This is a genomic window from Asanoa ferruginea (assembly GCF_003387075.1).
GTDB classification, from domain to species: Bacteria; Actinomycetota; Actinomycetes; order Mycobacteriales; family Micromonosporaceae; genus Asanoa; species Asanoa ferruginea.
On sequence record NZ_QUMQ01000001.1, the window covers coordinates 4,157,542 to 4,177,716 of the forward strand.

The 20,175-nt window shown below is 72.0% G+C and carries 21 protein-coding genes and 1 riboswitch; of the genes, 15 read left to right on the forward strand and 6 right to left on the reverse strand.

From position 1 onward, the window contains the following. Window positions 1-67 precede the first annotated feature (67 nt). From dapA to DFJ67_RS19515, 4 genes are read left to right on the forward strand one after another with little or no spacing between them, the layout of a single operon-like run. Complete coding sequence (dapA, locus tag DFJ67_RS19500; RefSeq protein ID WP_116069299.1) at window positions 68-976, forward strand: 4-hydroxy-tetrahydrodipicolinate synthase; 909 nt, start codon at window positions 68-70, stop codon at window positions 974-976. Next, window positions 973-2,661, forward strand: coding sequence for a ribonuclease J (locus DFJ67_RS19505; protein ID WP_116069300.1), 1,689 nt, complete (start codon window positions 973-975; stop codon window positions 2,659-2,661). Before dapA ends, DFJ67_RS19505 begins: the two co-directional genes overlap by 4 nt. Before the next feature lie 12 nt (window positions 2,662-2,673). After that, window positions 2,674-3,576: an aminoglycoside phosphotransferase family protein gene (locus tag DFJ67_RS19510; protein ID WP_116076414.1), complete on the forward strand. Its 903-nt coding sequence runs from the start codon at window positions 2,674-2,676 to the stop codon at window positions 3,574-3,576. Next, window positions 3,552-4,310, forward strand: coding sequence for a phosphotransferase enzyme family protein (locus DFJ67_RS19515; RefSeq protein WP_203783841.1), 759 nt, complete (start codon window positions 3,552-3,554; stop codon window positions 4,308-4,310). Before DFJ67_RS19510 ends, DFJ67_RS19515 begins: the two co-directional genes overlap by 25 nt. Here the strand turns inward: DFJ67_RS19515 and DFJ67_RS19520 are convergent. Beyond that, on the reverse strand, window positions 4,296-5,087 hold the full coding sequence (locus DFJ67_RS19520) for a hypothetical protein (RefSeq protein ID WP_116069301.1): 792 nt from the start codon (window positions 5,085-5,087) through the stop codon (window positions 4,296-4,298). The genes DFJ67_RS19515 and DFJ67_RS19520 overlap by 15 nt on opposite strands. Before the next feature lie 32 nt (window positions 5,088-5,119). Further along, window positions 5,120-5,656, reverse strand: coding sequence for a GNAT family N-acetyltransferase (locus DFJ67_RS19525; RefSeq protein ID WP_116076418.1), 537 nt, complete (start codon window positions 5,654-5,656; stop codon window positions 5,120-5,122). A 137-nt stretch (window positions 5,657-5,793) separates the two neighbouring features. Between DFJ67_RS19525 and gad the strand changes: the two genes are divergently transcribed. From gad to DFJ67_RS19540, 3 genes are read left to right on the forward strand one after another with little or no spacing between them, the layout of a single operon-like run. Then, on the forward strand, window positions 5,794-7,188 hold the full coding sequence (gene gad / locus DFJ67_RS19530; protein ID WP_116069302.1) for a glutamate decarboxylase: 1,395 nt from the start codon (window positions 5,794-5,796) through the stop codon (window positions 7,186-7,188). Between the two features lie 13 nt (window positions 7,189-7,201). Next, window positions 7,202-8,038, forward strand: coding sequence for a class II glutamine amidotransferase (locus DFJ67_RS19535; RefSeq protein ID WP_116069303.1), 837 nt, complete (start codon window positions 7,202-7,204; stop codon window positions 8,036-8,038). A gap of 54 nt (window positions 8,039-8,092) precedes the next feature. Further along, entirely contained in the window at window positions 8,093-8,485 is a 393-nt protein-coding gene (locus DFJ67_RS19540; RefSeq protein WP_203783833.1) for a DUF2784 domain-containing protein, read from the forward strand. Here DFJ67_RS19540 and DFJ67_RS19545 read toward each other — a convergent pair. Both DFJ67_RS19545 and DFJ67_RS19550 read right to left on the reverse strand, forming a co-directional pair. Continuing rightward, window positions 8,482-10,023: a type III secretion system chaperone family protein gene (locus DFJ67_RS19545; protein ID WP_239097324.1), complete on the reverse strand. Its 1,542-nt coding sequence runs from the start codon at window positions 10,021-10,023 to the stop codon at window positions 8,482-8,484. The two genes, DFJ67_RS19540 and DFJ67_RS19545, sit on opposite strands and share 4 nt — an antisense overlap. Further along, window positions 10,020-10,448, reverse strand: a complete 429-nt coding sequence (locus DFJ67_RS19550; RefSeq protein ID WP_239097323.1) for a type III secretion system chaperone family protein — start codon at window positions 10,446-10,448, stop codon at window positions 10,020-10,022. The genes DFJ67_RS19545 and DFJ67_RS19550 overlap by 4 nt, the downstream gene beginning before the upstream one ends. Before the next feature lie 112 nt (window positions 10,449-10,560). Here DFJ67_RS19550 and DFJ67_RS19555 point away from each other — a divergent pair, with 112 nt between their 5' ends. After that, complete coding sequence (locus DFJ67_RS19555; RefSeq protein WP_116069305.1) at window positions 10,561-13,029, forward strand: DNA translocase FtsK; 2,469 nt, start codon at window positions 10,561-10,563, stop codon at window positions 13,027-13,029. On the opposite strand, the gene DFJ67_RS19560 is transcribed toward DFJ67_RS19555, so the two are convergent. Next, window positions 12,980-13,255 carry a CBU_0592 family membrane protein gene (locus tag DFJ67_RS19560; protein ID WP_116076424.1) on the reverse strand — a complete coding sequence of 92 codons (276 nt, stop codon included), beginning with the start codon at window positions 13,253-13,255 and terminating at the stop codon, window positions 12,980-12,982. The genes DFJ67_RS19555 and DFJ67_RS19560 overlap by 50 nt on opposite strands. A gap of 7 nt (window positions 13,256-13,262) precedes the next feature. Then, window positions 13,263-13,334, reverse strand: a riboswitch (guanidine-III (ykkC-III) riboswitch). A 50-nt stretch (window positions 13,335-13,384) separates the two neighbouring features. Here DFJ67_RS19560 and DFJ67_RS19565 point away from each other — a divergent pair. The 7 genes from DFJ67_RS19565 (at window position 13,385) to pspM (ending at window position 19,371) form a co-directional block, all read left to right on the forward strand. Further along, complete coding sequence (locus tag DFJ67_RS19565; protein WP_116069306.1) at window positions 13,385-14,299, forward strand: ornithine cyclodeaminase family protein; 915 nt, start codon at window positions 13,385-13,387, stop codon at window positions 14,297-14,299. Window positions 14,300-14,331: 32 nt separating this feature from the next. Then, window positions 14,332-15,795 (forward strand): 30S ribosomal protein S12 methylthiotransferase RimO, encoded by a 1,464-nt coding sequence (gene rimO / locus DFJ67_RS19570; protein ID WP_116069307.1) that lies wholly within the window; start codon window positions 14,332-14,334, stop codon window positions 15,793-15,795. Further along, on the forward strand, window positions 15,792-16,373 hold the full coding sequence (gene pgsA, locus DFJ67_RS19575) for a CDP-diacylglycerol--glycerol-3-phosphate 3-phosphatidyltransferase (protein ID WP_116069308.1): 582 nt from the start codon (window positions 15,792-15,794) through the stop codon (window positions 16,371-16,373). Before rimO ends, pgsA begins: the two co-directional genes overlap by 4 nt. Continuing rightward, on the forward strand, window positions 16,366-16,857 hold the full coding sequence (locus DFJ67_RS19580; protein WP_116069309.1) for a CinA family protein: 492 nt from the start codon (window positions 16,366-16,368) through the stop codon (window positions 16,855-16,857). The genes pgsA and DFJ67_RS19580 overlap by 8 nt, the downstream gene beginning before the upstream one ends. Before the next feature lie 157 nt (window positions 16,858-17,014). Then, on the forward strand, window positions 17,015-17,539 hold the full coding sequence (locus DFJ67_RS19585) for a helix-turn-helix domain-containing protein (protein WP_116069310.1): 525 nt from the start codon (window positions 17,015-17,017) through the stop codon (window positions 17,537-17,539). 131 nt (window positions 17,540-17,670) lie between these two features. Further along, on the forward strand, window positions 17,671-18,582 hold the full coding sequence (locus DFJ67_RS19590; RefSeq protein ID WP_116069311.1) for a PspA/IM30 family protein: 912 nt from the start codon (window positions 17,671-17,673) through the stop codon (window positions 18,580-18,582). Window positions 18,583-18,597: 15 nt separating this feature from the next. Continuing rightward, the gene (gene pspM / locus DFJ67_RS19595) at window positions 18,598-19,371 is read left to right on the forward strand and encodes a phage shock envelope stress response protein PspM (RefSeq protein WP_116069312.1); all 774 of its coding nucleotides are present in this window, start codon (window positions 18,598-18,600) and stop codon (window positions 19,369-19,371) included. 6 nt (window positions 19,372-19,377) lie between these two features. Here pspM and DFJ67_RS19600 read toward each other — a convergent pair whose 3' ends face one another. Then, window positions 19,378-20,166, reverse strand: coding sequence for a DNA-formamidopyrimidine glycosylase family protein (locus DFJ67_RS19600; RefSeq protein ID WP_116069313.1), 789 nt, complete (start codon window positions 20,164-20,166; stop codon window positions 19,378-19,380). Window positions 20,167-20,175: the final 9 nt, after the last annotated feature.

Genomic DNA, 20,175 nt, shown 5'->3' on the forward strand with positions numbered 1-20,175 from the left:
CAGTCTGATAGCCCGCACCCGACCGGACGAGACCGCCGTCCACCAGGCTTCCGCTAGGTTTGTCAGCATGACGCAGGAGCATTCTGCCGCGCGGCCGTTCGGTGAGCTGATCACGGCGATGGTGTCGCCGTTCACCGCCGACGGCGCGCTCGACCTTGACGGTGTCCAGCGCCTGGCGGCCCACCTCGTCGACGAGCAGGGCAACGACGCGCTGGTGATCAACGGCACCGCCGGCGAGTCGCCGACGACCACCGACAGCGAGAAGGAGGCCCTGGTCAGGGCCGTTGTCGAGGCGGTCGGCGACCGGGCCAAGGTGCTCGCCGGGGTCGGCACCAACGACACCCGGCACACGATCGAGCTCGCCGTCGGGGCGGAGAAGGCGGGCGCACACGGCCTGCTGGTGGTGACGCCCTACTACAACAAGCCGCCGCAGGAGGGCCTCTACCGGCACTTCACCGCGGTCGCCGACGCCAGTGGGCTGCCGATCCTGCTCTATGACATCCCGCACCGCAGCGGCGTGCCGATCGAGACCGAGACGCTGGTCCGGCTGGCCGCACACGATCGCATCGTCGGGGTCAAGGACGCCAAGGGCGACCTCACCGCGACGTCGTGGGTGCTCAGCCGCACCGACCTCGCGTTCTACTGCGGCGACGACGCCACGACCCTGCCGATGCTGGCGATCGGCGCGGTCGGCATCGTCGGCACCTCGACCCATTTCACCGGTCAACAGACCAAGCAGCTCATCCAGGCGTACGCGCGCGGCGACGTCGCCGAGGCTCTCGCCCTGCATCGCCGGCTGCTGCCGCTGTTCACCGGTGTTTTCCGTACCCAGGGCACCATCCTGGTCAAGGCCGGGCTGGCCATCAAGGGCCTGCCCGCCGGACCGGTCCGGCCGCCCCTCGTCGACGCGACCGCGGACCAGGTCGCGCAACTGCGCGCCGACGCCGCCGCGTGCGGACTGGAGCTTCCTGCATGACACTGGCCCACCTCGAGCTCGAACCGCCGCCGCCGCTGCCCGCGGGAGGCCTTCGGGTCACCCCACTGGGCGGCCTCGGCGCGATCGGCCGCAACATGACCGTCTTCGAATACGACGGCAAGTTGCTGGTCGTCGACTGTGGCGTGCTCTTCCCCGACGTCGAGCAACCGGGCGTCGACCTGATCCTGCCCGACTTCGCCCCGATCCTGGACCGGCTCGGCGACGTGCAGGCCATCGTGCTCACCCACGGCCACGAAGACCACATCGGTGCCGTGCCCTACCTGCTCGCCCACAAGCCCGACATCCCGCTGGTCGGTTCGCAGTTCACGCTGGCGCTGGTAGAGGCCAAGCTCCAGGAACGGCGGATGGAGCCCTACACGCTCACCGTCACCGAGGGGCAGCGCGAGCAACTCGGGCCGTTCGACGTCGAGTTCTTCGCCGTCAACCACTCGATCCCCGACGCGATGGCGGTCGCCATCCGCACGCCGGCCGGGCTGGTGCTGCACACCGGCGACTTCAAGATGGACCAGTTGCCGCTCGACGGCCGGATCACCGACCTGGCGGGCTTCGCCCGGCTCGGCTCCGAAGGCGTCGACCTGCTGCTCTCCGACTCGACCAACGCCGAGATCCCCGGCTTCGTGACACCGGAGCGGGAGATCGGCCCGGTGCTCGACGCGATCTTCGCGAAGGCCCGCGGGCGGGTCATCGTCGCGTCGTTCGCCTCCCACGTGCACCGGGTGCAGCAGGTGCTCGACGCGGCCGCCCTGCACGGCCGGCAGGTGGCCTTCATCGGTCGCTCGATGGTGCGCAACATGGGCATCGCCCGCGACCTGGGTCTGCTCCGGATCGAGCCGGGTCTCGTGGTCGGCATGGACGAGGCGATGCAGGCCCCGCCCGAGCGGATCGTGCTGATGTCGACCGGTTCGCAGGGCGAGCCGATGAGCGCGCTCGGCCGGATGGCCAACGGCGACCACCGGCACATCACGATCGCCCAGGGCGACACCGTCGTGCTGGCCAGCTCGCTGGTGCCGGGCAACGAGACCTCGGTCTACCGGGTGATCAACCGGCTCTCCCGGGCCGGCGCCAACGTGATCCACAAAGACGTGGCCAAGGTGCACGTCTCGGGCCACGCGCCGGCCGGCGAGCTGCTCTACCTGCTCAACGTGGTGCGGCCGAGCAACCTGTTGCCGGTGCACGGCGAGTGGCGGCACCTGCGGGCACACGCCCGGCTCGGCGTCGAGTCCGGCATCTCGCCGGAAAACGTGGTGCTCTGCGAAGACGGCGACGTGGTCGACCTGGTCGAGGGCCAGGCCAGGCTGGTCGGGCACGTGCCGAGCCGCTACATCTACGTCGACGGGCTCGCGGTCGGCGACATCGGCGAGTCGCTGCTGACCGAGCGCCGGATGCTGGGCGACGGCGGCTTCATCGCCGCCACCGTGGTGATCGACTCGGTCACCGGCAAGGTGGTCGGCGGCCCGGCCGTCTCGGCGAAGGGCTTCTCCGAAAACCCCGAGGCGTTCGACCCGGTTCTCCCGCTGATCACCGAGGCGCTGAGCCGCGCGGCCGCCGAAAACATCACCGACCCGCACCAGCTACAGCAGATAGTGCGCCGGACGGTGGGCCGCTGGGTCAACGACGCCTACCGGCGCCGGCCAATGATCGTCCCGACGGTGGTCGAGGTCTGATCGGCGGTGCCGATGCACGAGGGAGAGTTCGCCGTCACCGGTGAGCTCGTCACGCGGCTGGTCGCCGCGCAGTTCCCGCACTGGGCGGGGTGGCCGCTGACGCCGGTCGCCTCGTCGGGCACGGTCAACGCGCTCTTCCGGCTCGGCACCGACCTGGTCGTCCGGCTGCCCCGGGTCGACTGGTCGCTCGGCGCCACCGAGACCGAGGGGACCTGGCTGCCGCTGCTCGCGCCGCGGCTGCCGGTGGCGATCCCGGAGCAGGTCGCGGTCGGCGTGCCGGGGGAGGGCTACCCCTGGCCGTGGGCGGTCTACCGCTGGCTACCCGGCACCGTGCCGGTCGAGGACAAGCTGACCGACCCGCTCGGTCTGGCGGCCGACCTGGCCGCGTTCGTCCGAGCGATGCGAGCCGTCGACCTGGCAGACGCGCCCGCCGCCTATCGGGGTGGTGGGCACTCGTTGCTGGACCCACCTGCCCGCGCCGCGCTCGCGGGGCTGGCTGGGCTGCTTGACCCGGCTGAGCTGGCCGCGATTGGCGCCGCACTGGACGCGGACCTGGGCGTGCCGGACTACGCCGGGCCGCCGGTCTGGCTGCACGCCGATCTGATGCCCGGCAATCTGCTGGTCGACTCGCGGGGGCGGCTGGCCGCGGTGATCGACTTCGCCACCCTCGGGGTCGGCGACCCGTCCTGCGACCTGATCGTCGCGTGGAACCTGCTGACGCCGGAGGGCCGCGAGGTGTTCCGCGCCGCGCTCGGTGTCGACGAGCCCACCTGGCGGCGCGGCCGTGGTCGCGCGCTGGCGATAGCGGTGATCGCGTTGGTCTACTACCACCAGACGAATCCCGCGTTCGCCGGCAACGCGCGTTACGTGATCCGTGAGGTGCTGGCCGCGTGCGACCCGACGAAGACCGGCTGACCGGCAACGTCACCGCGGGCCTGGTGCGGATCGGCGACACCGTCCGCCGCCCGGTCGGCCCGCACACCGACGCCGTCGATGCCCTGCTCGCCCACCTGCACGACGTCGGCTTCACCGGTGCGCCGCGCCCGCTGGGCCGCGACGAGAAGGGGCGGCAGGTGCTGGAGTTCGTACCCGGTGAAATGACCATGGACATCGACCCGCGCGACCTGCCGGACCTCGGGCGGTTGCTGCGCGACCTGCACGCGGCGACGGCCTCGTTCACGCCGCCGCCGGACGCCGGCTGGCACAGCGAGATCCCGCCGGTCGGCGTGCCGGGCTCGCCGGTCGGCGAAGTGATCTGCCACCACGACGCCGCACCCTGGAACCTGGTGCGGGCCGAGCGCGGCTGGGTGCTGATCGACTGGGACAACGCGGGGCCGGGGTCGCGGGCCTGGGAACTCGCGTACGCCGCGCTGAGCTGCTGCGGGATGCGCCCCGAGCAGCCGGTGCCGGAGTCGGCGGCCCGGCTGCGCGCGTTCGTCGACGGCTACGGCCTCGAACCCGGCCTGCGGCCGGCGCTGGCCGGCCTGCTCGGGGTCAACGCGGGCGCGATGTATGACCTGCTGGCCACCGCCGCCCGCGACGGACGCCAACCGTGGGCCCGGATCTTCACCGAGGACGGTGCGTTCTGGCGCGGCGTCGCCGACTATCTCGACGAAAACCGCGCCGAGTGGGCGTCAGCCCTGGGATAGCAGCACGCCGACCTCCTTGGCGCGGTCGCCGAGGACGGCGCGGAGCGTTTCCGCCTGCTCCTCGGGCGTCGAGAGGGCACCGAGACGCTCGATGACCGCCTCGTCGACGTTGTCGACCGCGGCGCGGGTCGCGGCGAAGTCAGCGTCGATTTCGGCGAACTGGCCGCGCAACTGGGCGGCGACCGCCTCGTCGACACCGGCCAGCGCGGTGAGGATCGCGGTGACCTTCTGCTCCAGGGCGACCCGGGCCGCCTTGGCCAGGTTGAGCTCGTGAAACTTCCGGCCGTTGGTGATGGTGAAGTCGACCACGTCGAGGTCCTGGTAAAGGCCATAGACGCGGTAGTTCGCGCTGGTCAGGGCGTCGCGGTCCTTGGACTCGAACATGTCGTCCTCCGGCGAAGTGGTGAACCAGGGCTTGGTGCTGTTCTCGTGTGACTCGCGGGTGTTGAAGTGCACGTGCTCGGTGTGCGGGCTGTCGCCGGTGTAGGGCCGCCAGGTGCCCAGCCCCCAGGACCGGCTGGTGATCCGCCGGTTGTAGATGACGTATTGGATCGACTCGTGCTTGAGCGCGGCCGCGATGACCTGCTGCACGTCGACGCCGTCGACGTCCATGTCCCAGGCGTCGACCGAACCGTCCCGGTCGGGGTTGTGGTCGGAGTTGGTCGCCTGGTGGGCGAGGTCGCCGATGGTGCCGTCGGAGGTCTTGTCGCGCCGCGGCCAGCGGCGGTCGACCTCGCTGCGGAAGCGGGTCAGCGCGGGGTTGAGGAACCAGGCCATAGGCCCGAAGCTACCGCTGCGTGCGGCTGACCTTAATCCCCCGGGAGTTGGACAAACTCGCCCGCGAGTAGGCCGAAGATCGCCTCGTCGAGGAACTCGCCGTCGACCCAGGCGTTGCTCCGCAGTGTCCCTTCGCGACGGAAGCCGACCCGTTCGGCTGCGGTGACCATCGCGGTGTTGTCGGCCAGCGTCTCGAGCCGCAACCGGTGCAGGCCGCGGATCCCGAAGCCATAGCGGCACAGCACCCGGACCGTGTCGGTGCCCAGGCCGCTGCCGCGCATCGCGGGGCGCAGCGAGATGCCCACGTGGGCCTGCCGGTTGTGCAGGTCGATGCCCCAGAGCAGGGCCTCGCCGGCGACCGCGTCGTCGGCCAGCCGCACGACGGTGAAGACGGCCGCGTCGTCGCTGGGTGGGGCCGGCGCGAACGGTGACGACCCCGCCGGGATCGGCCGCCAGGCCCGGCCGTCGGACCGGGACCGCATCGCGACGTCGTCGTGCAGATCGGCGTGCAGCATCGCCACGTCGTCGTCGTGCCGGGCCCGCAGGAGCACCTTCTCGCCTCGCAGCATGGCGTGTTCGTACCGGATGGCGGTGAACGTGATCAAGCGAGTTATCCGCGATCCGACTCGGCAAATCCGACATCGAGCACGAGTACGGAGCAATAGCCTGAACGGGTCGGACGGGTCGGACGACCGAGGAGGCCGGGATGGCGTTGCACGACGGCAAGTCGCCCGACGCCCGGCCGACCCATCGGGCCGGCAACATCGTCGCGACGTCGGCCAACCCGGACCTCGGCCGGGAGATCACGTTGCCGAGGGACGCGCTCGGCCCGGACCCGGTGCCGGCCGCGGTCGCCTACCAACTCATCCACGACGAGTTGACGCTCGACGGCAACGCCTCGCTCAACCTGGCCACCTTCGTGACCACCTGGATGGAACCGCAGGCGGGCGTGCTGATGGCCGAGTGCGCCGACAAGAACATGATCGACAAAGACGAATACCCGCTGACCGCCGAGATCGAGCGGCGCTGCGTGGCGATCCTGGCCGACCTCTGGCACGCGCCCGACCCGGCGGCCACCATCGGCTGCTCGACCACCGGGTCCAGCGAGGCCTGCATGCTCGCCGGCATGGCGCTCAAGCGGCGCTGGGCCAAGGGCGCCATGGGTGGGCGGCCCAACCTGGTGATGGGCGGCAACGTCCAGGTGTGCTGGGAGAAGTTCTGCAACTACTGGGAGGTCGAGCCGCGCCTGGTGCCGATGGAGGGCGACCGGTTCCACCTCACCGCGGCCGAGGCCGTCGCCCGCTGCGACGAGAACACCATCGGCGTGGTCGCGGTGCTGGGGTCCACCTTCGACGGTTCCTACGAGCCGGTCGCGGAGATCGCCGCCGCCCTCGACGACCTGCACCGCGACAAGGGCTGGGACATCCCGATCCACGTCGACGGCGCGTCCGGCGGGATGATCGCGCCGTTTCTCGACCCCGACCTGATCTGGGACTTCCGGCTCGACCGGGTCGCCTCGATCAACACCAGCGGGCACAAGTACGGCCTGGTCTACCCCGGCGTGGGCTGGGTGCTCTGGCGCGAGCGGCGGCTGCTGCCCGAGGAGCTGATCTTCGAGGTCAACTACCTCGGCGGCAGCATGCCGACCTTCGCGCTCAACTTCTCCCGGCCGGGTGCCGAGGTGATCGGGCAGTACTACATGTTCCTGCGGCTCGGCCGGGACGGCTTCCGGGCGGTGCAGCAGGCGTCCCGCGACGTCGCGACCTACCTGGCCGGGAAGATCGAGGGCACCGGGCAGTTCCAGCTGGTCAGTCGCGGCGACCAGCTACCGGTGTTCGCGTTCACCACGGCGCCGCACGTCACGGCGTACAACGTGTTCGATGTGTCCCGGGCCTTGCGCGAGGCCGGCTGGCTGGTGCCGGCCTACACGTTCCCGAAGGACCGCACCGACCTGGCCGTGCTGCGCGTCGTCGTGCGCAACGGGTTCTCGCACGACATGGCCGACCTGCTGCTCGGCGACCTCGCTCGGGCGCTACCGGAGTTGGAGCGGCAGCCCGGGCCGCGCCGGTCGGCCGCCGAGACGTCGTCGTTCCACCACTGAGAGGTGCCGTCCTATGTGCCGCTGGCTGGCGTACTCCGGATCGCCGATCCCGCTCGACTCGCTGCTCTACAAGCCGAAGCACTCGTTGATCGACCAGAGCCAGCACGCTGAGATGGGCGCCGAGACGACCAACGGCGACGGGTTCGGCATCGGCTGGTATCCGGTCGACCCGGTCGAGAAGGCCACGCCCGGCCGGTTCCGCGGCATCCTGCCGGCGTGGAGCGACCGCAACCTGCGCGACCTGGCCGAGCACATCCGCTCGCCGCTGTTCTTCGCGCACGTGCGTGCCTCGTCGGGCACGGCGGTGCAGGAGAGCAACTGCCACCCGTTCCAGCACGAGCGCTGGCTGTGGATGCACAACGGGTCGGTACGCGACTTCGCCCGGATGCGGCGTGACCTGCTGCTGGCCGTCGACCCGGCGCTCTACCCGGACATCCAGGGAACCACCGACTCCGAGGCGCTGCTCTACCTGGCGCTGACCTACGGCCTGCGGGACGACCCGGTGACCGCGGTGGAGCGGACGGTCGGCTTCGTCGAGGCGACCGCCGCCAGCCACGGCATCCAGGACCCGGTGCAGATGACCGTGGCCACCACCGAGGGGGAGCGGATCTGGGTCTTCCGCTATTCGAGCGCGCACCAGTCGCGCACGCTGTTCTACTCCCGCGACGTCAACGACCTGCGCCAACTCCACCCCGAGGTGGAGGCGCTGCGACAGATCCCGGACGGGGCGCGGTTGGTGGTATCGGAGCCGTTGGGTGTCATGCCGGACGCGTTCGTCGAGGTGCCTGAGTCGAGCTATAGCCTTATTTATCAAGGACAAGACAAAATGTCCGACTTCAACCCGCGTTGAGCGGGGTTCGCGTACGCCAGCAACGCCCGCAGGATCCGTCATACGCTCGCAGGCGTGGGGTGGAAAGAGCTCGCGAGCGTCTTCCTGGCTCTGCACTTCGCCTTCATGGCGTACGTGCTGCTCGGCGGTTTTCTGGCCTGGAAGTGGCCGAAGGCCATCTGGTTCCACCTCCCCGCCATCGGCTGGGGCATCGCGCTGATCGGCTTCGGCCTCAACTGCCCGCTCACCTACGGGCAGAACTGGGCCCGCGGCCACGCCGGTGAGGCGCCGTTGACCAGGGGATTCGTCGACACCTACATCGAGGGCGTGCTCTATCCCGAGCGCTTCGTGCACGTCGCGCAGGCGGTGCTGGCGCTGATCGTGCTGGTCTCCTACGTGGGCTTCTTCGTCCTGCGCCGGCGCCGGGCGCGAGCGCAGGCCGTCGGAGTCGGCCAACGAGTGAGCTAGGGCAGGTCGGCCACCGCTGCCGCGAACGCCGTCCCGGTGGCGACCGCCGCGTTGATCAGGGCGGCGAGCTGGGTGGCGGTCGCGCCGTGCTCCAGGTCGGTGGTCACGTCGCCGGCCAGCAACAGGTGACCCTCGCCCGCGTCGTGCACGTAGGCCTTGGGCATCAGCTTGTCGTGGTTCCAGGCGTTGCAGAACTCGTAGGCCTCGGCGATCCGGGCCGCCGGCAGGCTGCGCTCGGCCACCACCCGCACCTGGAGGATCTCCAGTCGCTCGCCGAGCCGCTCGAACTGGATGTAGGTGCCGGGCCAGCGGCCGCTGACCACGCCGTCGTCGTCGACCGTGTAGCGGTCGTCGCGCTCGTCGAGCACCTCCATGATCGCTTCGAGGGTCAGCGGGCCGAGCGGGGTCTCGTCGAGCCGGATCGCCGCGACCGGCAGCTCGGCCAGCCAGAGGCCGACCAGCCGGGACTGGTGGTCGGTGCCGTTGCGGGCGTCGAACCGGGCGGCCAGCGTGGCCGCGATCGTGGCGAGCACGGTGCCCAGGTCGCGCACCGACAGGTCGGCGGCCGGCCGGTCGCCCCAGGTGGGCCGGTGCACCCGCCGGTCGCCCAGGCCTTCCGCGGTGGCCCGGCGGCAGACCAGCGTGCCGGCGGCGGCGAAGCGCATCGCCGCCAGCTCGTCGGTCGGCTCGTCGAGGTCGCCGAGATGGGTGGTGAGCAGGTCGACACCGCGCCCGGCCAGCCCGGCCAGGGCGCAGAACCGCAGGTGGTCGGCGAGCAGCGGGAACGATGCCCGGTCGAGCCGCTGCCGCCGGTAGGCCCGCAGGTGCGCCGCGGCGGCCTCGTCGACCCGGCCCAGGTGCAGGTAGGGGATCATCGCCGCGGCCAGCGCGCGTTCGGGCTGCTCGGGGCAGGTGGCGCCGGCGCGCAGCACCGGCTCGACCACGTCGACCGCGGCCTGCCACTCGCCCCACGCCGCGTGCAGGAAGGCCCGGTCGGCGGGGTAGCAGGCCGGGCAGAAGCCGGTGTCGCCGAGCGTCTCGCCATCGGCGAACCATTCCGGGTCGCCCGCCGGTGGCAGCTCGGCGTCGCAGCGGGCCAGCCACTGCCGGGCCGCGGTCAGGTCGCCGACGTGATCGGCCATCTCGGCCCGCAGCCGGTGCACGGCGAACAGCGGGCGCTGGTCTTCGCGGAACCGGCGCTCGAGGTCGTCGAGCAGCGCCTCGGCCTCGGCGCGGCCGACGCCCGGGGACACGCGGAACGTGCCGACCGCCCAGAGGTGGTAGTAGCGCAGCAGCGCCAGCTCGGTGTCGGTGAACAGCAGCGGCTCGCGGTCGGCCGTCGCCCGGCACCAGGCGAACAGGCCGAGCACCCGGGCGGGCTCACCGGCGTCGAGGCAGGCGTCGATCAGGTCGAGCCGGGCCTCGAAGCCGAGCCGCACGTCGCCGGCCCGGTCGGCGGCGGCGACCACCGCGTCGAGCTCGGCCACCTTCTCGGGGCCGGGCGGCAGGTCGCGGGCATCCGCGAGGGCGTCGCTCACAGCTTCAAGTCTTCCAGCGCGTCGGCGAGCTGGCAGCCGCTGGTGATGCCACAGGTCAGCAACTGGTCGAGCTGGTCGGAGCTGACACCGTGCTCGAGGTCGGCCACCACCTCGCCCAGCACCCGGACCGTGCCGTTGTCGTTGACGTGCACGAACGCCTTCGGCCAGAGCTTGTCCTGGTTCCAGGCGTTGCAGAACCCGTAGAGGGGCAGCACGTCGTCGATCTCGAAGACCCGGCTGACCAGCGTGCGGACCTGGAGGATCTCGCCGGCCCGGCCGAGCCGGAAGAAATAGATCAGGTTGTCGTCCCAGCGGCCGACGAGGTCACCGTCGGGGTCCTGGGCGAACGCGTAGCCGTGCCCGTCGAGAACGCCCGCGATCAGCTCGTTGGTCAGGGGCAACAGCGTTCCGCCCGGCGCTTCCACGCCCGCGATGATAGGCGCGGCACGTCGAAGTCAGCCACTGTCCACCAATCCGAAGGATTGTCGCGCGGCGCGGCGCGCGTCGGCGTGACCTGCGTCCCCTTACCGTGAGACCATGGCCGGCCGCACGACGCAGACGAGCCGGCGTCGCACCGCGACGCCGAGCCGGGCAGGCACGAGCACCCGCGGGCGCACCACCACCAGCACCACCCGCGCGCGCTCGACCTACCGCCGGCGCCAGCCCAACGGCATGGCCGTGCTGGTGGGCCGGGCCGGCGGCGCCCTCTGGATGGGTGTCGCGCACAGCGTCGGTTGGCTGGTCCGCGGCCTCGGCCGGCAGGCCGCCACCGCCCGCGACCTCGACCCCGAGCACCGCCGCGACGGCGCCGGCCTGCTGCTGCTGGGCCTGTCGATCCTGACCAGCGTCGCCGTCTGGTTCTCCGCCGCCGGCCCGGTCGGCCAGCGGATCGAAGACGGCGTCCGGCTGTTCATCGGCGCGATCGCGGTCGCGCTTCCGGTCCTGCTGCTGTTCTGGGCGATCCGGCTGATGCGGCCGCTGCCCGAGCCCGAGCACCGCGGCCGCGGCCTGGTCGGCTGGGGTTCGCTGCTGCTGTCGGTCGCCGGCATCCTGCACATCGGCCAGTCGCCGATCGACACCGCGCAGCGCGACCACGCCGGCGGCCTGATCGGCGCCGGCATCGGCACCGCGCTGGAGCGGGCGTTCACCCAGTGGGTCGCCGTTCCGCTGCTGGTGTTGCTGCTGCTCTTCGGCGTGCTGGTGGTGACCGCGACCCCGATCAACAAGGTCCCCGAGCGGCTCGGCCTGCTGGTCGCGGTGCTGCTCGGCCGCCCGACGCCCGCCCAGCAGGACGAAGACGAGGAAGAAGAAGACGAGGAGCCGCCGGCACCGCGCCGCCGGCCGGCCCGGCGCCGGCAGAGCACCAAGGTGCTCGGCCTCGGCGACGACGACCCGGCCGAGGCCGACGACGAGGTGGTGCACGACACCGTCGCGCTGCCGCGCACCCCGCCGAAGGTGCCCGCGCTGCGCAAGCAACAGCCGCCGCCGCACTCGCCGATGCCGACCCGCGCCGAGCAACTCGCGATCAACGCGATCGAGGGCGCCTACCTGCTGCCGCCGCCCAACCTGCTGCGCAGCGGCTCCGCGCCGAAGACCCGCAGCAAGGCCAACGACGAGGTGATCGCGGCGCTGACCGGGGTCTTCGAGCAGTTCGACGTCGACGCGGCGGTGACCGGCTACACCCGGGGGCCGACGGTCACCCGCTACGAGGTCGAGCTCGGCCGTGGCACCAAGGTCGAGCGGATCACCCAGCTCTCCCGCAACATCGCCTACGCGGTGAAGTCGCCCGACGTGCGGATCCTGAGCCCGATCCCGGGCAAGAGCGCGGTCGGTGTGGAGATCCCCAACTCCGACCGGGAAGACGTCGCGCTCGGCGACGTGCTGCGCTCACACGCGGCGACCTCCGACCCCCACCCGATGGTGGTCGCGCTGGGCAAAGACATCGAGGGCGGCTACGTGGTCGCCAACCTCGCCAAGATGCCGCACATCCTGATCGCCGGCGCGACCGGCGCGGGCAAGTCGTCGTGCCTCAACTCGCTGCTGGTGTCGGTGCTGAGCCGGGCCACCCCCGACGAGGTGCGGCTCGTGTTGATCGACCCCAAGCGCGTCGAGATGACGGCGTACGAGGGCATCCCGCACCTGGTCACGCCGATCATCACCAACCCGAAGAAGGCGGCCGACTCGCTCGACTGGGTCGTGCGCGAGATGGACATGCGCTACGACGACCTGGCCGCGGCCGGCGTCCGGCACATCGACGACTACAACCGCAAGGTGCGCGCCGGGCAGATCAAGCCGCCGCCGGGCAGCGAGCGGGAGATCCGGCCTTACCCCTATCTGCTGGTGGTCGTCGACGAGTTGGCCGACCTGATGATGGTCGCGCCGCGCGACGTCGAAGACTCGGTCGTCCGGATCACCCAGCTCGCCCGGGCCGCCGGCATCCACCTGGTGCTGGCCACCCAGCGCCCGTCGGTCGACGTGGTCACCGGCCTGATCAAGGCCAACGTGCCGTCCCGGCTGGCGTTCGCGACCTCGTCGCTGGCCGACTCGCGGGTCATCCTCGACCAGCCGGGTGCGGAGAAGCTGATCGGCCGCGGCGACGGCCTGTTCCTGCCGATGGGCGCCTCCAAGCCGGTCCGCATCCAGGGCGCCTGGGTCAACGAGAACGAGATCACCGACGTCGTCAACTTCTGCAAGAAGCAGCGCGAGCCGGAGTTCCGGCCCGACGTGCTGACCAAGGTCGAAGACCCGAAGAAGAAGATCGACGAAGACATCGGCGACGACCTCGACGTGCTGATCCAGGCGATCGAGCTGGTCGTCACCTCCCAGTTCGGCTCGACCTCGATGCTCCAGCGCAAGCTGCGCGTCGGTTTCGCCAAGGCCGGCCGGCTGATGGACCTGATGGAGACGCGCGGCATCGTCGGCCCTTCCGAGGGGTCGAAGGCGCGCGACGTGCTGGTCAAGCCCGATGAGTTGGAGGAGGCGCTGGCGGGTCTGCGCGTCGAATGACCCGGGCCACCAGCGATGCCGCGGAGACCACCGCCCAGGTGCCCTCCAGCAGCAGGAAGCCCCACGACTGTTGGGCCGCCGCGATCACCGCCAACACGGCGGAGCCGGCGATGTTGAGCACCAGGTAGGGCACCGAGTGGGCGTCGAGCTTGCCCAACTGGGATGCCCCGAAGGCGGCCAGGATGAGCAACGAACCGACGATCTCGACAATGTCGACAGGATTCATGATGTGGTGCGCGCCGTCTTTGCTCGGCCGGGTACGGAGCGCCACTCGTCCGGGGTAGGCGCCGAAAGCGGCGCCGCCACGCACGACCTTACTTGACCTCAACCCAGGTTCAACATCAAGGATGGGTGCGTGCCGCTGCTGTTGATTGACCCCGACGTGGCCGCCCGGCTCGACGCCTCCACCGCCGTCGCCGCGATGCGCGACGCGCTGGTCGCGGCGCACGCCGGCCGCCTGATCGCCCCGCCGCGGGCCAGCGCCGTGCTGGAGGGCGGCCGGCTGGTGATGACCGCCGGGCACCTCGCCGACGAGTGGTACGGCTTCCGCTCCTACGACACCTTCGGCCACGCCGACGGCGAGCAGCTCGTGGTGCTGCACGACGCCCGGGACGGTCGGATCCGGGCGATCGCGGTGGGTGAGGAGATCGGCTCCCGGCGCACCGGCGCGCTCGGCGGTGCCGCCGTCGACCTGCTCGCCCGGCCCGACGCCGGCACGGTCGGCGTGCTCGGCTCCGGCCGCCAGGCCTGGACCCAGATCTGGGCGGCCGCGGCGGTGCGCCCGCTGACCGCGGTCAGCGTGTTCAGCCGCTCGGCGGCCCGGCGGACGGCGTTCGCGGCCCGGGTGCGGGCCGAGTTGGGCGTGCCGGCGACAGCGGCCGCCAGCGCGGCCGAGGCGGTCCGCGACCGCGACCTGGTGATCGTGGCGACGACCAGCGAGCGTCCGGTGCTGTCGGCGGCCGACCTGGCCCCCGGCACCCACGTCAACCTGGTCGGCTTCAAGCAGCGCGGGCGCGCCGAATACGGCCTCGACCTGTTGGCCCGGGCCGGCGTGCTGGCCACCGACTCGCCCGCGCAGGCCGGCGCCTACGAGCCGCCGCTGCTGCTGGCCGGCACGGCGCCGCGCGACCTGGGCGCGATCGCGGCCGGCGCGCTGCCCGGTCGCGGCACGGCCGACGAGATCAGCGTGTTCCTCTCGGTGGGCCTCGCCGGCACCGAGGTGTTCCTCCTCGACCGGGTCGCCGCCCTGCTGACGTCGGCGTCCTCGTAAGCACCCGGCGGCGCGACCGGTACCCTCGTGAGGTGTCCGCTTCCTCCTCGACTGATGCTGCCCGCCGCCGGGTCGCCCTGCTGACCCTGGGCTGTGCCCGCAACGAGGTCGACTCCGAGGAGCTGGCCGCCCGGCTGCACGGTGGCGGCTGGGAGGTGACCACCGACGGCGAAGGTGCCGACGTGGTCCTGGTCAACACCTGTGGTTTCGTCGAGAAGGCGAAGCACGACTCGATCCAGACGCTGATGGCCGCCGCCGACACCGGCGCGAAGGTGGTCGCCGCCGGCTGCATGGCCGAGCGCTACGGCCGCGAGCTGGCCGACAGCCTGCCCGAGGCCCAGGCGGTGCTGAGCTTCGACGACTACCCCGACATCGCGGCCCGCCTCGACGCGGTGCTGGCCGGCGAGACGATCGACGCGCACGTCCCGCGCGACCGGCGCGAGCTGCTGCCGCTGACCCCGGTGGCCCGCCGCGCCGCCACCGTGGTGCAGCCCGGCCACGGCAACGTCGTCGACGAGCACACCCCGGCCCACCTGCGCACCGTGCTGCGCCGCCGGCTCGACAGCGGCCCGGTCGCGTCGCTCAAGCTGGCCAGCGGGTGCGACCGGCGGTGCACGTTCTGCGCGATCCCCGCGTTCCGCGGCGCGTTCGTCTCGCGTACCCCCGATGAGCTGCTGGCCGAGGCCGAGTGGCTGGCCGGCACCGGGGTCCGCGAGCTGGTCCTGGTCAGCGAAAACTCGACGTCCTACGGCAAGGACCTGGGCGACCCGCGGGCGCTGGAGAAGCTGCTGCCGCAGCTCGCGACCGTCGACGGGATCGTCCGCGTGCGGGTGAGCTACCTCCAGCCGGCGGAGACCCGGCCCGGCCTGGTCGAGGCGATCGCGACGACGCCGGGCGTGGCGCCCTACTTCGACCTGTCGTTCCAGCACGCCAGCGAGCCGGTGCTGCGCCGCATGCGACGGTTCGGCTCGACCGAGCGGTTCCTGGAGCTGCTGGCCTCGGCCCGGTCGCTGGCGCCGGAGCTGGGCGCCCGGTCCAACTTCATCGTCGGCTTCCCCGGCGAGACCCGCGGCGACGTCGACGAGTTGGTCCGGTTCCTGACCGAGGCCCGGCTCGACGCGATCGGCGTGTTCGACTACAGCGACGAAGACGGCACCGAGGCCGCCGGCTTCGCCGACAAGGTCAAGAGCTCGACGATCAAGCGGCGCTACGACAAGCTGGCCGCGCTGGCCGACGAGCTGTGCTCGCAGCGCGCCGAAGACCGGGTCGGCGGCACGGTCGACGTGCTGGTCGACACCGTCGACGACGGGGTGGTCGAGGGCCGCGGCGAGCACCAGGCGCCCGAGGTCGACGGGTCGACGACGCTGGTCGGCGACGGCTCAGTGGATCTCGCCGCACTGCGTCCGGGCGACCTCGTCCGGGCCAAGGTCCTTTCGTCCGAGGGGGTAGACCTGGTGGCCGTACCCCTGGAAATGGTCTCGGCGGCTCGCCGGTGACCGAGGTGGACCCAGCCCCCACCGTCGTTCCCGTCGTCAATGCCGCCAATGCCCTGACCGCCCTGCGCCTGCTGCTGGTGCCGGTGTTCGTGGCCCTCGTGGTCACCTCCCAGCTCGAGCACGCCGGCTGGCGGATCGCGGCCACGCTGACCTTCGCGGTCGCCTCCGCCACCGACCTGGTCGACGGCTGGATCGCCCGCCGCTACGGGCTGGTGACCTCGCTCGGCAAGGTGGCCGACCCGATCGCCGACAAGGCGCTGACCGGCTCGGCCCTGGTGCTGCTGTCCTGGTTCGACGCGTTGCCCTGGTGGGTGACCGTGCTGATCCTGGCCCGCGAGTGGGGCGTCACGCTGCTGCGCTTCTGGGTGATCCGCTACGGCGTGATCGCCGCGAGCCGGGGCGGCAAGCTGAAGACCGCCCTCCAGATCCTGGCCATCGCCTGGTATCTCTGGCCGGTGCCCGACGCGGTCCAGCCGGTCGGCCCATGGATCATGGGCGCGGCCGTGGTGGTGACGGTCGTGACCGGCCTCGACTACGTCTTCCAGGCGATCCGGCTGCGCCGCGGCGCCCGTGGCTGATCCGAATCCCGCCGTCCGGCTGCTGATCGAGCGGGGCGAGACGGTCGCGGTAGCCGAATCGCTGACCGGTGGGCTGCTGGCGGCCACCCTCGTCGAGGTCCCCGGGGTGAGCGCCGTGTTCCGCGGCGGGCTGGTGGTCTACGCGACCGACCTCAAGGCCAGCCTGGCCGGGGTCGACGAGCGGCTGCTGGCCACCCGAGGTGCGGTCGATCCGGATGTGGCGGTCGCGCTCGCCGAGGGCGCCCGCCGGGCCTGCCGGGCCGACTGGGGCGTGTCGACCACCGGGGTCGCCGGGCCGGACCCACAAGACGGCAAACCGGTGGGCCTGGTGTACGTGGCCGTGGTCGGCCCGCAGCAGCGGCGGGTCGACGAGTTGCGGCTCGGCGGTGACCGGTCGGCGGTGCGGGCCAGTGCCGTGTCCCACGCCCTGGACTCGCTGGTCACACTGCTGCGTTCGCCCACGGCGAACACTTCTGCCTCCTGACTGCCCCGTGTCACGGCGAGTCGCGGACAAAACGGACAACTGCCGCTCGGGGGTGCTCCGTTCACCCGGCGGGGCAGGATGTCGGGGAAGCGGAGAGCGGGTACGGTTGCGGGAAGCCTTCGGCGTAGGTCGCAGGCGACGCAGGGGGAGGTGCGCAATGGTCCTGCTACGTCGGGTGATCGGCGACGCATTGCGCGCACGCCGGCAGGGGCAACATCGCACCCTGCGCGAGGTTTCCACCGCTGCCAACGTCAGCCTGGGCTACCTCTCGGAGATCGAGCGGGGGCAGAAAGAAGCCTCCAGCGAGCTCCTCTCGTCGATCTGTGACGCCCTCGACACCCAGCTCTCCCAGCTCCTCCGCGCCGCCAGTGACACGCTGGCGCTCGCCGAGCAGATGGACGGTGTGCTGGCCGGCGTCGGCGACGAAGAGACGCCGCCCGAGTTCGAGCCCGCCCGTGTCGAGCCGCCCACGCCGGTGCTCGACCCGGCCAAGGCACCGACGCCCGAGCCGGCCGCCGCGCTGGCCCGTGCCGCCCGCGCGAAGGCGCCGGTCCGGCAGATCGCCAGCGACGGCAAGGTGTCGGTCTCGGTCCACCAGACCTCGCCGCTCAAGGCCACCCTGAAGGCCACCCGCAACACGTCGGCCGGTCCCCGCGACCGCGACGTCGTCTTCGCGGCCTAAAAGCCCCATAGCCGCCGCTTCCCTGCGGCGCGTACTGTGATCAATAGCTGCCAAGGCAGTGACCGGCTGGCGCGCGCCTGAGACGATGGAGCGAACGGCCTTAGGCACAGACACGAGGGGATACCGCGGACATGGCGAACCCGTTCGTCAAGGGGTGGCGTTACCTGATGGCGCTCTTCGGCGCCAAGATCGACGAATACGCCGACCCGAAGGTGCAGATCCAGCAGGCGGTCGAAGACGCGCAGCGGCAGCACCAGGCTCTCGTGCAGCAGGCCGCCGCGGTGATCGGCAACCAGCGGCAGCTCGAGATGAAGCTCTCCCGGCAGATGTCCGAGGTCGAGAAGCTCGGCTCGATGGCCCGCCAGTCGCTGGTGCTCGCCGACAAGTCGCGGGCGGAGGGCAACGAGCCCGAGGCCGGCAAATACGAGCAGACCGCGCAGCAGCTCGCGTCGCAGCTCGTCTCGGCCGAGCAGGGCATGGAAGACCTCAAGAGCCTGCACGACCAGGCGATCAACGCCGCCGGTCAGGCCCGCAAGGCGGTCGAGAACAACCAGATGATCCTCCAGCAGAAGCTCGCCGAGCGCACCAAGCTGCTCAGCCAGCTCGAGCAGGCCCGCATGCAGGAGACGGTGGCCCGCTCGCTGGAGTCGATGTCGTCGCTGACCGCGGCGCCCGGCAACACGCCGTCCTTCGACGAGGTGCGCGAGCGCATCGAGCGCCGCTACGCCAACGCGATGGGTCGCGCCGAACTCGCCTCCAACTCGGTCGAGGGCCGGATGATCGAGGTGCAGCGCTCGACGCTCGACATGGCCGGCGCCGACCGGCTCGAGCAGATCCGGGCCAGCATGGCCGGCGAGAAGCTGGGCAGCGCCGCCGAGCGTCCCGCGGTCGGGCCCGGTTCCGAAGCCGCCGCCGAGGGCAACGGTGACAAGGCCGCCAACGAGCAGCCGCAGGCCGACGTCGCCGGGATAGCGCGACTCGACGAACTGCGCGCCAGCATGTCCAAGGACAAGAACCCCGGCGGATCGAGCGCCGCCGGCTGATCTGGGGGAGACCGAATGGCCGACGAGCGGGCCCGATATTTCCGGCGATTGCGCCGGCTGCGCCGCTCCGCGCGTCGGTGGAGTGTGGTCGGCGCCGGGTTCGCCGGTGCCGCCGCCGTTCTGACCCCCTACGCCGGCCTGGGCCTGCCCGACGCCGCCTGGGCCGCCGCCGCGGGCGGCTCGCTGGTGCTGGCCGGCTGGCGCTGGGCCGACCTGCGCCGCTTCGCCGCCGTCCCGGCCCCGCCGCCACAAGATCCCGCGATCGCCGCCGAGCGCACCCGGGCCCGGCTGATCGCCGCCGTCGAGTCGGCACCCGGCGGCCGGTCCGCGCTCGCCGAGGTGCGCCGCCACCGCGGCCGGTTCGCCCTGCGGGGCAGCGCCGCCGCGGCCGGCTGGGACCGCCTCGACCGGGCGTCGGCCACCCTCACCGGCCTTTCACCACGGCTGACCGGCATGGGCGGCTCGGCCCTCCTCGAGGCTCAGGTCGCCGAAGACTCCCTGCGTGACCTGGCCCACCGGGTCGCCGGCGTGGAGAAGGCGATGCGCTTCGCACCGCCCGAGACCGAGCCGGGCCTGACCGAGGCCCACCGCGACCTGAGCCGCCAGCTCGACGAGGGCGTCGTCGCCTACGAGCGGCTGGTCGCCGCCGCGGCCGCCTACGTCGCCGAAGACGGCCGGATCGGCGGCACCCACCCGTCGGTGTCCCGCCTCACCGAGGCCAGCGACCTGCTCCGCGGCGTCGCGTCGGGCCTGGCCGAGCTGCGCACCACCACGACGCCCGCCGTCTGAGCGGCCTCACGGCTGAGGCTGGCAGCGCGGGCACCAGTAGGTGACCCGTTCGCCCTGCTCCGCCTTCTGGATCGGGCCCGCGCAGCGCCGGCAGGGCTGGGCGCGCCGGCCATACACATAGTTGGCCTCGCTCTTGCGCAGCGAGCCGGTCGTGGTCTGCAGCCAGCGGCCCCGGTTGTTGGCCATCACCCGCTGCGCGAGCGTGACCAGGGCGGTCAGGTCGGGCACGGCCTTCACCGGCGTGAACGGCGAGACGCCGCGCAGAAACAGCGCCTCCGACTTGTAGAGGTTGCCGATCCCGGCCAGGTTGCGCTGGTCGAGCAGCGCCTCGGCGATCGAGGTGTCGGGGTGCGCGGCCAGTCGGCGGACCGCTTCGGCCGGGTCCCAGTCGGGGCCGAGCAGGTCGGGGCCGAGATGACCGACCAGCTCGTTCTCCCGGGCCGTCGGCACCAGCGTCAGGTCGTGCAGGTGATAGCCGACCGCGACCGCGTCCGAGGTGCGCAGCACCACCCGGATCAGGTGCGCGGGCTTGGCCGCCCAGCGCTCGCCGGGCGCGTAGGCCTTCCACGAACCGTCCATCCGCAGGTGCGAGTGCAGCGTGCGGTCGGCGCCGGCCGGGTCGCGCAGCCGCAGCAGCAGGTGCTTGCCCCGGGACGCCGACTCGAGCACCCGCCAGCCGGTCAGCCGCGTGGTCGCCAGCCGCGGCACCCGGAAGTCGGAAGCGGTCAGCTCGTTGCCGGCCAGGGCGCGCTGGAGCGCGCGGGCGGTGTTCCAGACCGTGTCGCCTTCGGGCACCGCTCAATG